This window comes from Catenuloplanes niger, from assembly GCF_031458255.1.
Taxonomy (GTDB): Bacteria; Actinomycetota; Actinomycetes; order Mycobacteriales; family Micromonosporaceae; genus Catenuloplanes; species Catenuloplanes niger.
Genome location: NZ_JAVDYC010000001.1, coordinates 9,399,799 through 9,414,331 on the forward strand (window position 1 = coordinate 9,399,799; position 14,533 = coordinate 9,414,331).

10 protein-coding genes are annotated in these 14,533 nt (G+C 73.3%); 3 read left to right on the forward strand and 7 right to left on the reverse strand.

The window, feature by feature from the left end; genetic code table 11:
- Positions 1-36: 36 nt before the first annotated feature.
- Positions 37-699 (reverse strand): maleylpyruvate isomerase N-terminal domain-containing protein, encoded by a 663-nt coding sequence (locus tag J2S44_RS41375; RefSeq protein ID WP_310428888.1) that lies wholly within the window; start codon positions 697-699, stop codon positions 37-39.
- Positions 700-721: 22 nt separating this feature from the next.
- On the opposite strand from J2S44_RS41375, the gene J2S44_RS41380 reads away from it, so the two are divergent.
- Positions 722-1,297 carry a hypothetical protein gene (locus J2S44_RS41380; protein ID WP_310428890.1) on the forward strand — a complete coding sequence of 192 codons (576 nt, stop codon included), beginning with the start codon at positions 722-724 and terminating at the stop codon, positions 1,295-1,297.
- Positions 1,298-1,327: 30 nt separating this feature from the next.
- On the opposite strand, the gene metH is transcribed toward J2S44_RS41380, so the two are convergent.
- The 4 genes from metH to J2S44_RS41400 form a co-directional block, all read right to left on the reverse strand.
- On the reverse strand, positions 1,328-4,918 hold the full coding sequence (gene metH, locus J2S44_RS41385) for a methionine synthase (protein WP_374727952.1): 3,591 nt from the start codon (positions 4,916-4,918) through the stop codon (positions 1,328-1,330).
- A 284-nt stretch (positions 4,919-5,202) separates the two neighbouring features.
- A complete protein-coding gene (locus J2S44_RS41390; protein WP_310428892.1) occupies positions 5,203-7,758 on the reverse strand; it encodes a DUF4132 domain-containing protein in 2,556 nt (851 codons plus the stop codon).
- 155 nt (positions 7,759-7,913) lie between these two features.
- The gene (locus J2S44_RS41395; RefSeq protein ID WP_310428894.1) at positions 7,914-8,543 is read right to left on the reverse strand and encodes a carbonic anhydrase; all 630 of its coding nucleotides are present in this window, start codon (positions 8,541-8,543) and stop codon (positions 7,914-7,916) included.
- A 108-nt stretch (positions 8,544-8,651) separates the two neighbouring features.
- A complete protein-coding gene (locus J2S44_RS41400; protein ID WP_310428896.1) occupies positions 8,652-10,550 on the reverse strand; it encodes an ABC transporter ATP-binding protein in 1,899 nt (632 codons plus the stop codon).
- Positions 10,551-10,693: 143 nt separating this feature from the next.
- Between J2S44_RS41400 and J2S44_RS41405 the strand changes: the two genes are divergently transcribed.
- Positions 10,694-11,821 (forward strand): coiled-coil domain-containing protein, encoded by a 1,128-nt coding sequence (locus J2S44_RS41405; protein ID WP_310428898.1) that lies wholly within the window; start codon positions 10,694-10,696, stop codon positions 11,819-11,821.
- Positions 11,822-12,041: 220 nt separating this feature from the next.
- Entirely contained in the window at positions 12,042-12,386 is a 345-nt protein-coding gene (locus J2S44_RS41410) for an RNA polymerase-binding protein RbpA (protein WP_306829562.1), read from the forward strand.
- Between the two features lie 60 nt (positions 12,387-12,446).
- Here the strand turns inward: J2S44_RS41410 and chrA are convergent, their stop codons facing one another.
- Positions 12,447-13,835, reverse strand: a complete 1,389-nt coding sequence (gene chrA / locus J2S44_RS41415) for a chromate efflux transporter (RefSeq protein ID WP_310428900.1) — start codon at positions 13,833-13,835, stop codon at positions 12,447-12,449.
- 70 nt (positions 13,836-13,905) lie between these two features.
- Positions 13,906-14,466 (reverse strand): FxsA family protein, encoded by a 561-nt coding sequence (locus J2S44_RS41420; protein WP_310428902.1) that lies wholly within the window; start codon positions 14,464-14,466, stop codon positions 13,906-13,908.
- Between the last annotated feature and the right edge of the window lie 67 nt (positions 14,467-14,533).

Consider the following 14,533-nt stretch of genomic DNA (forward strand, 5'->3'; position numbering starts at 1 on the left):
GCAGCTCAGTGACGTTTTGCCGAATACCGCACGAACTCATCCGAGGGACAGCCAGCGGATCTCGCGCCGGTCGATCGCGGCCCGCTCGTCCGCGGTCATCGGCAGCCGGCCGGTCGCCTTGCGGACGAACGTCAGCGGGTCCCAGCCGAGCGGCACCGGCGCGTCGCCGAGCAGCAGCGCGCCGACCTCCGCGACCGCGGGCGGCGTGGTCCAGGCGGGCCGGCCGAGCGCGGCCGCGAGGTCGAGCCCGTGCACGGCCACCTCCACCACCCGGGTCAGCATGAAGTCGGTGAGCAGCATCGCGTCGCCGTGCCGGGTGCACACCACCCGGCCGGCCGGCTCCGCGCGGCACCGGCGCACCACGTACCCGCAGATGGTGGTGAACTCGGTGACCAGCGACGGTCCCGGCCGGGCCGCGCGGTCGTCACCGGCCGCGATCCGTGCGGCGTTCGCCGACGGCGAGAATCGTTCGTCCGCCCGGTAGTAGCCGGCCGCGTCGACCGTCGCGACCGCCGGGGCCGGCCCGTCGAGCATCCCGGGCACCCGGTCGACGGTTATGATGACGTGCCCGAACAGCCCGGCGACCGTCCACGGTGGGCACGGCGACGGTAGTGCGAAGGCCGCCGCGGGTACGCCGGACAGCGCGGCCGCGAGCGCCGAGGCCTCCGCGGCGAAGGCGTCCAGGGCACGATCTTGCATGGTGCCCGAGCATAATCCGGTCATGCGCCCGCGCGTGCCGCCCGTCCCCGTCCTGACCGTCCTGGCCTGCACCGCCGCCACCGGCATCGCCTGCGCCGCCACCGGCATCGCCGCCGACATCACCGTCGGCTTCGGCGACGATCCGCCGCGCGCGACCGCGTCCGCGCAGCCCGGCGCCGTCGTCCTGGACGCCACGCTGCCGGGCTGGACCGTGGAGGCCTGGCTGAGGGGCGACTCCGGGTTCTGCACCCGCGTGATCGACCCGGAGTTCCACGACCACGGCGGCCAGTGCCTGGGGCTCGGCGACCTGGCCGAGCCGGGCCCGCCTGCGCTCGGCACGGAACCGGTGCCGCAGCTGCCGATCCACGACTACGCGCGGCACCGCGTGTTGCTGATCGGTACGGTCCGCGGGCAGATCGCGGAGGTGACGGTGACGATGGCCGGGCACGCCGCCACCGGTGCGGTGACGGCCGTCGGCGACACGATCGGCGCGTACGCGGTCTGGCTGCCGGCCGGCGACGGCGTGGGCTCGGAGCACATCACCGGCGTGGTCGGCTACGGCACCGACGGCAGGGCCGTGACCTGGATCAACGGCTGATCCGGGTCACGGCCGACGGCGCTACGGGCCTCAGTAGGCGAGGTTCGGGCGCAGCCACCGCTCGACCTCGTCGACCGGCATGCCGCGGCGGGCCGCGTAGTCCTCGATCTGGTCGCGGCCGAGGCGGCCGACCGTGAAGTAGCGGGAGTCCGGGTGGGCGAAGATCAGGCCGGACACCGCGGCGGCCGGCGTCATCGCGAACGACTCGGTCAGCCCGATCCCGATCCCCTCCGCGTCGAGCAGTGTGAACAGGTCGCGCTTCTCGCTGTGGTCCGGGCTGGCCGGGTAGCCGAGCGCGGGCCGGATGCCGCGGAACCGCTCGGCGTGCAGGTCGGCCAGCTCCGGCTGCGCGTCCGGCTCGAACCACTCGCGGCGCGCCTGCAGGTGCAGGTACTCCGCGAACGCCTCAGCGAGCCGGTCCGCCACGGCCTTGACCATGATCGCCTTGTAGTCGTCCTGCTCGGCCTCGTACCGCGCGGCCAGCTGCTCGGCCCCGTGGATCGCCACCGCGAACCCGCCGAGGTGATCGCCCGCACCGGCGGGCGCGATGTAGTCGGCGAGGCAGCGGTTCGCCCGCCCGGCCGGCTTCTGCGTCTGCTGCCGCAGCATCGGGAAGGTGACGCCGGCGGTCGGCAGCACGATGTCGTCCCCGTCGGCGTGCGCGGGCCAGAACGCGTACGCGCCCGCGGCCCGCAGCGTACCCTCGGCGATGATCTGGTCCAGTATGGCGTTGGCGTCGTCGAACAGCTCGCGCGCGACCGGCTGGTCCAGGATCGCCGGGTACTTGCCCTTGAGCTCCCAGGCCAGGAACAGGAACTGCCAGTCGATCATCTCGCGGAGCTGCGCGATCGTCGGCTCCACCCGCCGGACCCCGGTGAACTCGGGCGTCGGGATCTCGTCGAACGACACCTGCTCCCGGTTCGCGCGGGCCTCGGCGAGGCTCAGGATCGGCTGGGAGTGCCGGTTCTCGTGCGCGATCCGCAGCCGCTCCTGCTCGGCCAGGTTCGCGGTCCGCAGCGTCACCCGGCGGTCCGCGTCGAGCAGGTCGGACACGACACCCACGACGCGGGAGGCGTCCAGCACGTGCACGGTGTCGCCGGTGTAGGCGGGCGCGATCCGGACCGCGGTGTGCTGCTTGGAGGTGGTGGCGCCGCCGATCAGCAGCGGCATGGTCATGCCGCGCTTCTGCATCTCCTGACCGACCGCGACCATCTCGTCCAGCGACGGCGTGATCAGGCCGGACAGGCCGATCGCGTCCGCGCCCTCGGCCAGCGCGGTCTCCAGGATCTTGGCGGCCGGCACCATCACGCCGAGGTCGATGACCTCGTAGTTGTTGCAGCCGAGGACGACACCGACGATGTTCTTGCCGATGTCGTGGACGTCGCCCTTGACGGTGGCGAGCACGACCTTGCCCTGCCCGCGGCCGGACGCCTTCTCCTTCTCCATGTACGGCTCGAGGTAGGCCACGGAGCGCTTCATCACGCGGGCGCTCTTGACGACCTGCGGCAGGAACATCTTTCCGGAGCCGAACAGGTCACCGACGACCTTCATGCCGTCCATCAGCGGACCCTCGATCACGTCGAGTGGCCGGGGCAGTTCCTGCCGGGCCTCCTCGGTGTCCGCCTCGACGTAGTCGACGATGCCGTGGACCAGCGCGTACGACAGGCGCTCCGCGACCGTGCCCTCGCGCCAGGACAGGTCGATCTCGCGTTTGGTGCCGGACCCGGTGACGGTGGACGCGAACGTCACGAGCCGGTCGGTGGCGTCCGGCCGCCGGTCGAAGATCACGTCTTCGACGAGCTCGAGCAGGTCGGCCGGGATGTCGGCGTAGACGGCGAGCTGACCGGCGTTGACGATGCCCATGTCCAGGCCGGCGCGCACCGCGTGCAGCAGGAACGCGGAGTGCATGGCCTCGCGGACCACGTCGTTGCCGCGGAACGCGAACGACAGGTTGGAGATGCCGCCGGACGTACGCGCGCCCGGGCACCGCTCCTTGATCAGCGGCAGCGCGTCGATGAACGCCTTCGCGTACCCGTTGTGCTCGGAGATGCCGGTCGCGACCGCGAGCACGTTCGGGTCGAAGATGATGTCCTCCGGCGCGAACCCGGCCTCCGACACCAGCAGGTCGTAGGCGCGCCCGCAGATGGCGACCTTGCGCTCGGTGGTGTCCGCCTGCCCCTGCTCGTCGAAGGCCATCACCACGGCGCCGAGCCCGTAGGACTTGATCACCCGGGCCTGCGCGAGGAACGACTCCGGCCCCTCCTTCAGGGAGATCGAGTTGACGACACCCTTGCCCTGCACGCACTTCATGCCCGCTTCGAGCACGGAGAACTTCGAGCTGTCGATCATGACCGGGATCCGGGCGACCTCCGGCTCGGTCGCGATCAGGTTGAGGAACGTGGTCATGGCCCGCTCGCTGTCGAGCAGGTCCGCGTCCATGTTCACGTCCAGCAGGTTCGCGCCGCCGCGCACCTGCTCCAGGGCCACGTCGACCGCGGCCTGGTAGTCCTCGGCCTCGATCAGCCGGCGGAACTTCGCCGACCCGGTGACGTTGGTCCGCTCACCGATCATGACGAAGCCGGTGTCCGGCCCGATCTCGAACGGCTCCAGCCCGGAGAACCGGGTGGTCGGCGCCGGCGGGTTGATCGCGCGCGGCGGGAACGACCGCACGGCCGACGCGATCGCCGCGATGTGCGCCGGCGACGTGCCGCAGCAGCCACCGACGATGTTGACGAACCCGGACTCGGCGAACTCGGCGACCAGCGCGCTGGTCTCCGCGGGCGTCTGGTCGTAGCCGCCGAACGCGTTCGGCAGGCCCGCGTTCGGGTGCGACGACACGTACACGTTGGACAGCTTGGCCAGCTCCGCCACGTGCGGCCGCATCTCCGCCGCGCCCAGCGAGCAGTTCACACCGACCGCGAGGGGCTCGGCGCGCTCGACGGACCGCCAGAACGCCTCCACGGTCTGCCCGGACAGCGTGCGCCCGGACAGGTCGACGATCGTCACGGAGATCCACAGCGGGATCTGCGGCGCGACCTCACGCGCGGCCGAGATCGCGGCCTTCAGGTTGAGCGTGTCGAAGATCGTCTCGATCAGGAAGATGTCGACGCCGCCCTCGACCAGCGCCGACATCTGCTCCGCGTAGGTGGCCTTGACCTGGTCGAAGGTGACCGCGCGGTAGGCGGGGTCGTCGACGCGCGGCGACAGCGACAGCGTCACGTTGAGCGGACCGACGGAACCGGCGACCCACTTGCCGCCGGCCTCGTCCGCGGCCTGCCGGGCGAGCCGGGCACCCTGCACGTTCATCTCGCGGACCAGGTGTTCCAGGCCGTAGTCGGCCTGGCCGATGCTGGTCGCGGTGAACGTGTTCGTGGTGGTGATGTCCGCGCCCGCGGCGAGGTACTGCCGGTGGACGTCGAGGATGATGTCCGGGCGGGTGAGGATGAGCAGGTCCGGGTCGCCGACGACGTCCTTGGGGTGGTCGGCCGGGACCATCGGCCCGGCGTAGTCCTCGGGGGCGAGCTTGGCGGCCTGGAGCATGGTGCCCCAGGCGCCGTCGAGGACCACGATCCGCTCGCTCAGCAGCTGCTTCAACGCATCGATACGCGTGGTGTCACTCACTGTCGACCCCCTCCGAAGTCTGTCTCGGAGGCGCCCTTGACATGTTGATCCAGGTCGAGCGTGGCGGGGGCGGGCCCCGTCGCAGCGCCTCTCGGCCCGGTCGCCAAGACTACCCGATCGCCGATGACGCCGGGCTCACCGGTTGGGGCCGCACCGCCCTTCCCAAAAACCACCAAACCATGACCAGGGGGTACGTCCGGAGGAGCGCTCGTCACGCTGCGCTCACGGCGACCGTACCGTCTCAGTGTCTGAGATCCCGGTGGGTGAGACCGTCGGCGCGGTGGTCAGTCGCCGGTGGCGAGCGTCAGGTCCCGGATCACCTCGGAGACCAGCAGCGGGTTCAGGTCGCCGAGCCGGGCGACCAGACCGTACAGCTGGACCCGGCGCAGCGTCTGGTGTCCGCCCGGCTCGTCGTACGACATGCCGGGATCGAGCGCGACGCTGATCTCGCCGCCGCCGGGCAGCGCCCGCCCGATGCCGTTGATGATTCCGGCGTCCTGCGGGTTGTCGCGCAGCCAGCCGCGTTTCTCCAGCGCGATCAGCCGCCCCTCGGGCGCGCTCCGCCCGGCGATCCGGTGCAGGTCGCGGCCGGCGGCCTCGTCCGGGGTGAGCCGGTACACCTCCCGGGCCAGTTGCGGGAACGGCTGCAGGATCGCGTAGTCGGCGAACACCTCCGCGAACCCGGCCGCGATCCCGCCGGTCAGGTGGATCGGGTGGGCGACCCCGACGCGCGCGTCACCGGGCAGGTCGACCGGTTCGTCGGCCGCGTCCGCGATCGAGCCGTCCTCCGCCACCCGGATCGCGCCGGTCAGCCGCCCGTCGCCGTCGTAGACGCCCCACACCAGCCGCCCGGCCAGGTGCCGAACCAGTGGATGCGCCGCGTAGTGGGCCGTCAGGTCCGCGTCGCTGATCCGCCGCTCGTTGATCATGTCGCGTTCCAGGCGGGCGACGAGGTCGGCGGCGATCCCGCGGACCTCCTTCTTCAGCGCGGTGAACCGTTTCCACGCGGCCGGTGCGGTCACCGGGTCGTCCTTCACCCCGGGCTTCGGCAGCGCCTTGAGGCGTTTACCGGCCGCGTCCGTCACGTACGGCGTCAGCGTCTCGTCGAACCCGACCGTGAACGTGCGCGGCCCGTAGTCGAGGACGGTCCGGCCGGCCGGGTCGAGGCCGAGGTCGGGGACGAGCCGGTCGGCGAGCTGGTCGCCGTCGAGGCCGAGACCGGCGGCGACGTCGTCCATCGTGCGCCGGGCCGCCTTCTTCAGCCCGGCGAACGCGGCGCGTTGCGCGATCCGGTTGAGCGCCATCAGCGCGGTCTCGGTCCCGATCGTGGCGAGGACGCCGAGGCCGGCGACGGCGCGGGCGTGCCCGGCCTCGCCCGGCCAGGCCAGGATCGTCGGGGTGAGCCGCCGGACCGTGTCGTCGTCACCGACCGCGGCCAGCATGCCGAGCGTCCAGTTCTCCTTCGCGGTGCCGCCGAGGTAGTACCAGCGGAAGAACACGTCCCACGCGTACCGGACGAAGTCGGCCCGGTCGAACGCCTCGGCGACCGCGGCGGTCCGGCCGAGCGCGCACGCGGTCAGCAGCGCGGGCACGTGCGCGGCCGGGAGCGCGCCGGCGCCGTCGCGCAGCAGCGGCGGCAGCACGCCGTCGTGCATCCACTCCGGTATCACCGGCGGCTTGGCCGGCACGTCACCGGCCAGGTCCGGGACGGCCGCGGGCGACGCGTCGGTGCGGGCGGCGAGCTCGTCGAGCAGCGCGGTGACGCGGTCGGCGGCGTCGCCGGTGAGCGTGGGTGCGACGGCCGCGGCGGCCTTCGGGTGCAGCGTGACGTGCCAGCGCAGCAGGTCCGGGCCGAGCCGCCGGCCGGCGCCCTCGGCGAACAGCCGCACCGCGCGTTCGGGCCGCAGGTCCGCGGCGAGGCGCAGCGGCTCGCGGATCTCGCGTTCGGCGGCCCGGTTGCGCAGCGCGACGAACGCGGCGTCGTCCGGCAGGAACGCCAGCAGCAGGTGGAACGCGGCCTCGTCGGTGTCCCGCAGGAGCCGGATCATGGCGGGCCCGCCGCCCCGGGCGATGATCGTCGGCAGCAGCCGCCGGCCGGGGTCCAGCAGGTACGTCCGGAGGTTGATCTTCAGGTCGGGGATCCGGTCGATGCCGCCGGAGCCGGGGCAGGCGGCCAGCAGCGCGCCGAGCGTGTGGCTCGGGAACACGGCCGTGGCCTGTTCGTCGATGAGCGGCGCCGCCCAGTCCGGTTCGCCGGGGTGCAGCAGCGTGGCGGCGAGCCGCACCTGCCGGGACCGGCCGAGCATCCCGGCCAGGACCGCGACCGCGTCGGTGTGGACGTCCTCGGGGGCGGCGGCGAGCGCGTCCCGGACCCGGTGGACGACCGCGAGGCGCAGCTGCAGCGCCTCCCAGTCGGCGAGGCCGGTCTCGGCCCGCCAGGCGACCGCGGCCGGGGCGCCCTGGGCGGTGCGCGGGTCGTAGACGTCCCGCAGCCCGAACAGTGCGGCGGCGGCCTCGGCCGCGAACACCGGCCCGTGCGCGGCGAGCCAGGCGTCGGCGAGGACCGCGATCAGCCGCGCGGAGTAGCGGTAGTCGCCGGCCGCCTGGTGGATGTGCGCGGTGACGGCCGCGCCGAGCGGGCTGTCCGGATCGGCCGCGGCCAGTTCCGGGTCGGTGCCGGTGATGGCCAGGCACGCGGCCCGCCGCCCGGGATGCTCCGCGTAGAGCGCGGCGAGCGCGGCCGGTGCACCCGGGTCCGGTGCGGCCGTGCCGGTGGTGTCGCCGGCGCCGGCACGGCGCGGTAGCGGCGCCGACCACGAGGCCGGCAGCGAGATCTTCATTGATGCGCTCCCACGGGTCCGATGTGTTCGGTCCGCAGGATAGGGCCGGCCCCCGACAATTTCCGCGAGGGCCGGCCATGACCAGCACCGGCGCCGGCCGGAGTGGGCGGCGTCAGCGCGGGTGGGAGTGGGCAGCGCCGGCCGAGTGGGCGGTGTCAGCGCGGGTCGGGCGTGATGAGCCGGGCGCGGCCGGCGTCGAGCTGGTAGGACATGCCGACGATGGCGCACGTGCCGGCGTAGACCGCGCCGGCCAGCGTGGCGGAGTTCGCCCGGAGCTGGTCGACGGTGCTCTGGATGTGCACGTCCACTATTCCGTCGACGTCGGTGACGCCGCGGGCCGCGGACAGCTCCACGCTCGGGATGAGCGCGTCGACGACCGCGCGCAGGTGACCGGTCGGTGCCGCGCCGGTCGCCTCGGCCTCGCGGGCGGCCTGGACCGCGCCGCACGAGTTGTGGCCGAGCACCACGATCAGCGGGGTGTGCAGCACCGACACCGCGTACTCGATGCTGCCGAGGACCTCGCGGCCGACGACGTGCCCGGCGGTCCGGACGACGAACAGGTCACCGAGCCCCTGATCGAAGATGATCTCGGCGGCGAGCCGGGAGTCGGAGCAGCCGAACAGCACGGCCTTGGGTGCCTGGGCGTCGACGAGCGTGGCACGGCGGGCCGCGTCCTGGTTCGGGTGGACGCTGACGCCGGCAACGAAGCGTTCGTTGCCGGCGATCAGGTCGTCCAGCGCCTCGGCCGGGGTACGGGCGATCTTCGGTGCCGTCACTTCGCTCACGTCGGCCTCCACCAGGTACGTGCGGGTCTGCCCGAGAGTGCCAGACCGTGCGCACACTGTCGCGCATACGCACCGGTAAGGGCAGATAACGTGACGCCTGCCACGCTGTCACCCGGCGACGGCGGCCACCTCCGCGGTGCCGCCGGCCGCGGCCGCGAACTGGGTCCGGTACAGCTCCGCGTAGCGCCCGCCGGCCGCGAGAAGCTCCTCGTGCCGGCCGCGTTCGACGATGTCGCCGGCCTCGACGACGAGGATCTGGTCGGCGGCGCGGACGGTCGACAGCCGGTGCGCGATCACGACCGCGGTCCGCCCGGCGAGCGCTTCGGCGAGCGCGGCCTGCACCGCGGCCTCGGACGTGTTGTCCAGGTGCGCGGTGGCCTCGTCGAGCACGACGACGCGCGGCCGGGCCAGCAGCAGCCGGGCGATGGTCAGCCGTTGCCGTTCGCCGCCGGACAGCCGGTAGCCGCGTTCGCCGACGATCGTGTCCAGCCCGTCGGGCAGCGAGGCGACCAGGTCGTCGAGGCGGGCGCGGCGCAGCACGTCCCACAACTCGTCCTCACCGGCCTCCGGGCGGGCCAGCAGCAGGTTCGCCCGGACGGACTCGTGGAACAGGTGCCCGTCCTGGGTGACCAGGCCGAGCGTGTCCCGCAGGTCGGCGAAGCTGAGGTCGCGCACGTCGACGCCGCCGATCCGGACCGCGCCGGAGTCGACGTCGTAGAGGCGCGGCAGCAGCTGCGCGATGGTGGACTTCCCGGCACCGGACGAGCCGACCAGCGCGATCATCTGCCCGGCCGTGGCCGTGAACGACACCTCGTGCAGGACCTCGGTGCCGCCGCGGGTGTCGAGGACCGCGACCTCCTCCAGCGAGGCCAGGGACACCTTGTCAGCGGCCGGGTAGGCGAACCGGACCCGGTCGAACTCGACGGACAGCGGCCCGTCCGGCACCGGCTTCGGCGCGGCCGGCTCCTCGATGAGCGGCCGCAGGTCGAGGATCTCGAACACCCGGTCGAAGCTGACCAGCGCGCTCATCACCTCGACCCGGGCGGACGCGAGCGCGGTCAGCGGCGCGTACAGCCGGGTGATCAGCAGTGCCATGGAGACGACCGCGCCGGCGTCGAGCTGGCCGCGCAGCGAGTAGAACCCGCCGACGCCGTAGACGACCGCGAGCGCGATGGTGGACACCAGCGTCAGCGCGGTGATGAACACCCACTGCACCATGGCGGTGCGCACGCCGATGTCCCGGACCCGGCGGGCGCGGGTGGCGAACTCGGCCGACTCGGCGGCCGGCCGCCCGAACAGCTTGATCAGGGTGGCGCCGGGCGCGGAGAACCGCTCGGTCATCTGGGTGCTCATCGCGGAGTTGTGCGCGGCGGCCTCCCGTTCCAGGCGGGCGATCCGGCCGCCCATCCGCCTGGCCGGGAGCACGAACACCGGCAGCAGCACCAGCGCCAGCAGCGTGATCTGCCACGAGATGCCGATCATGACGATCAGGGTGAGCAGCAGCGTGACGGTGTTGCCGACGACGCCGGACAGCGTGTCGGAGAAGGCGCGCTGCGCGCCGATGACGTCGTTGTTGAGCCGGCTGACGAGCGCGCCGGTGCGGGTGCGGGTGAAGAACGCGATCGGCTGGCGTTGCACGTGGTCGAAGACGGCGGTGCGCAGGTCGAGGATCAGTCCTTCCCCGATGCCGGCCGACAGCCACCGGTTGACCAGCCCGAGCCCGGCCTCCGCGACCGCGATCACGCCGATGAGCAGCGCGAGCGTGCGGACGGTGCCGAACGGCGCGCCGTCGACGATCGCGTTGACCACCCGGCCGGCCAGCACCGGCGCGGCCACCGCGAGCAGGGCGGTGAGCACGCCGACGACGAGGAACGCGGTGAGTGCGCGGCGGTGCGGCCGGGCGAACGCGAGGATGCGCCGCAGCGTGGCCCGGCTGAACGGTCGTTGCCCCTGTTGGGCGTTCATCGCGTGGTACAGCGAGTTCCACGCGGTCATCTCCATGCTCATGCTTTTTCCCCCAAGGAAGCTCAGCCCGAACGGTAGAACCTCATCCGGACTGCAGGTCAAGAAAGATGACGCAACGGGCGGCGCGGACGTTCGGGTGAGCCTCCCACGGGGGTGTGACAGTTTCCCGCTAGACTCCGGCCGCGATGGAGACGCAGGCGGAAGAGATCACGCGTCCGTGCGCGCACTGCGGCCGGCCGGTGCCGCAGAAGGCGAGCGCGGGACGCCCGTTCCGCTACTGCCGGGACAACGACGGCGAGTGCCAGCGGGCGTCCCGGACGTCACGGATGCGACAGCGGTCCGCGCCGGGCCTGGCCGGGCAGGTGGCCCGCACGTGGGAGGCGGTCGACCGGCTGGATCAGCTGGTGACGACGCTCAGCGACGCGCTGCACGCGGAGCTGTCCCCGGCCGGGGTGGAACGGCAGCTGGCCGAGGTGCGCGCGGAGACGGCGGCGCAGGTCGCGGCCGCGCACTCGGCGCGGGACGAGGCGCGCGAGGACGCCGACGCGGCCCGGTCGGCGGCGTCGCTGGCCACGCACGCGGCCGCGGCCGCGCAGGAGCAGGCGGCCGAGTCCGACCGGCGGGCCGAGGCGGCCGAGGCCCGCGCGGCCGCGGCCGAGTCCGCGGCCCGCGAGGCCCGCGCGGCCCGGGTCGCGGCGGAGCAGGCCGCGACCGGCGCGGAGGCGTTGCGCCGGCAGGCCGCCGACGACCGGGACACCGCCCGCGCCGAGGTGACCGCGCTGCGCCGGGAGCTGGAGGCGGAACGCCGCTACCAGGACGAGCTGTCCCGGGACCTGGAGACGACGCGGGCGGCCCGGGCCGCGCTCGCCGTCGACCTGGAGCGGGCCGCGGACGCGCACGCCGCGGTCGAGGCCGAGTTGCGGGAGTCGGTGACCGCGCTCGCGGCCGCGCACGGCGACCTGGCCACGTCCCGCGAGGAGACCGCCGCCGCCCGCCGCGAGCTCGCCGCGCAGCAACAGCGGACCAGGGACCAGGAGACCGCCACGGTACGCGTCCGCGCCGAACTCGCCGCGGAGCGCGCGCGGGTGGCGCAACTCACCACCGAGCTGGCCGACGCCCGCGCGCTGGCCGGCACGGTCGCGGCCCGGGACGCCGCGATCGTGCACCTGAACGAGCAGCTCACCGCGCTGCGTGCGGAGCGTAACGCCGCGGTGGCGCAGGCGGGTCAGCTGGCCGGTCAGGTGTCCAACCTGGCGTCCGCGCTGGCCAACCTGGGCAGCCGGGCCACGCATGGTGGGTCCGATTCGGGGTAGTCCTGTCCGCACGTGCCCGACCGGGCGGTTTGCCCTAGATCGACGAACCGTCTACCGGCCGGTTACCCTCAATACTGTTAACACCGTCGTCACGACAGCCGATCCGGGGAATCGTCCGGGCGGCCGGATCGTTGCACACCCCGGGCACGGGTGGCGCCACATCGATACCTTGTAGTACCAAGCTAGTCAGCAAGATCAGCACCGAGCGAGGGGAAGCTTCATGGGCGAGCGCATGTTGCGCGGCAGCCGTCTGGGCGCAGTCAGCTACGAGTCCGACCGCAACACGGAGCTGGCGCCCCGGCAGACGCGCGAGTACCTGTGCGCGAAGGGCCACCGCTTCGAGGTGCCGTTCGCGGTCGACGCCGAGGTGCCGATCACCTGGGAGTGCAAGTTCGACGGCAGCGTCGCGCGGCTGGTCGACGGCACGGAGCCGGAGCAGAAGAAGGTCAAGCCCCCGCGCACGCACTGGGACATGCTGCTGGAGCGCCGCTCCATCGCGGAGCTGGAGGACATTCTCCAGGAGCGTCTGCAGGAGGTCCGGGCCCGCCGCGGCCAGGTCGCCTGACCCACACCGAAAAAGCCCTCCACCCACCCGGTGGAGGGCTTTTTGCCGTCCCCCGAACCCTCAGAGGCCCAGGCCGGGGACGCCGGCGAGCGCGGCGAGCAGGCCGGCGACCGCGCAGACGGCCAGGACCCGCAGCACCGACCATTTCACCTTGATGAGCAGCAGCGCGGCGAGCAGCGTGAGCACCGCGGCGCCGGGCCGGACGGTGGCCGGGTCCGGCAGTTGCAGCGCGAGCGGGCCGGCGGTCACCGGGCGGACGGCGCCGAAGAGGGTGTGCACGGCGAAGTAGAGGCCGAGGTTCGCGATGACGCCCACGACCGCGGCGGTGATGCCGGTCAGCGCGGCGGACACGGCCCGGTTGCCGCGCAGCTTCTCGACGTACGGCGCGCCGAGCAGGATGAACAGGAAGCACGGCACGAACGTGACCCAGGTGGTCAGCAGCGACGCGACGACGCCGGCGGTCCACGGGTCGAGCGCGCCGGGACGGTGGTACGCGCCGAGGAACGCGACGAACTGCACCACCATGATCAGCGGCCCGGGCGTGGTCTCGGCGAGCGCGAGACCGCGGACCATGTCACCGGCCGACAGCCAGCCGTAGTGCTCGACGGCCCGCTGGGCGACGAACGCGAGCACCGCGTACGCGCCGCCGAAGGTGACCACGGCGGTGCCGGAGAAGAACAGGCCCTGCTGGGTGTAGACGCTGTCCGGGCCGGTGATCAGCGCGAACGCGGCGACGGGCAGCAGCCACAGCGGCAGCCCGACCGCGAGGACCACGACGGCCCGGCGGGCGCTGGGCCGGTCGTGGTGCAGGGCGTCGTCGGAGATCAGCGGGGGTGGGCCGGACCGTTCCGGGCCGTGCCCACCGCGGTTGTCGATCAGCGCGGGACGCCACCGGTGCAGCGCCCAGCCGAGGGCGGCGGCCACCGCGATGACGATCGGGAAGGGCACGCCGAACAGGGCCAGGGCGCCGAAGGCGGCGACCGCGACGCCGAGCAGCACCCGGTTGGTCAGCGCCCGCCCACCGACGCGCCACACCGCCTGGGCCACGATCGCCACCACCGCCGGTGCCAGGCCGGCGAACAGGCCCGTGACGACGGTGGTGTCGCCGAAGCCGACGTAGATCGCGGAGAGCGCGAGCAGGGCCACGACGCCGGGCAGCACGAACAGCGTGCCGGCGACCAGGCCGCCGCGGAGCCCGTTGAGCAGCCAGCCGACGTAGATGGCCAGTTGCTGCGCCTCCGGTCCGGGCAGCAGCATGCAGTAGTTGAGGGCGTGCAGGAACCGGTGCTGGCTGATCCAGCGCCGGTCGTCGACCAGATGCCGTTGCATGACCGCGATCTGCCCGGCCGGGCCGCCGAACGTCTGCAACGAGATGGTGAACCAGACTCTGATCGCGTCACGGAACGGCACGACGTCACGGGTGCCGGCCGTGGTGTCGGGTGTGGTCATCGGGCGTCTCCGGCGGGGTGGGCGGCGGACCAGCGCTGCACACCCTACCGCGTGGGACCCGGCCTGCCGGTCAGACGATCTCGCCTTCGATGACCTCGTCGCCGGTGCCGGCCCGGCCCGGTGTCGTGCCGCCACCGGCGGTCGGGGCGGTGGGGGCGCTGTCGGCGTGGGCGTAGTCGTTGGCGGGCCGCACGCGGCGCGGGCCGAACAGGTCACCGGCCTGCGCGGACGTCATGCGGCGTTCGGCGCGGCGGATGAGCGACCGGCGGGCCAGCGCCCGGATCGGCGGCACGATCAGCAGCAGCCCGGCCAGGTCGGTGAGGAAGCCGGGGACGGACAGCAGCAGCCCGGCGATGATGCCGATGACGCCGTCGGCGCCCTCGGTGCCGGGGTGCCGGCCGCCGCGGGCCGCGTCCCGGAAGCGACGCCAGCCGCGGATGCCCTCGCGGCGCAGCACCAGGCCGCCGACCGCGGACAGCAGCAGCCCGGCGAGGATCGTGGTGACGTAGCCGACTTGCTGGGCGACCAGGATGAAAACGGCGATCTCGGCGACCGCGAACCCGGCGAGGCCGAGCGGCGCCCAGGTGAGCAGGCGGCCGCGCCGCGGGCTGGTCACCGGGGTGGCTTGCATGCGCTATCTCTCCCTGCGTGAGGTGGCCCTTGACAGCATGCCACGCAATCCTGGGCCGCTGCTGTGA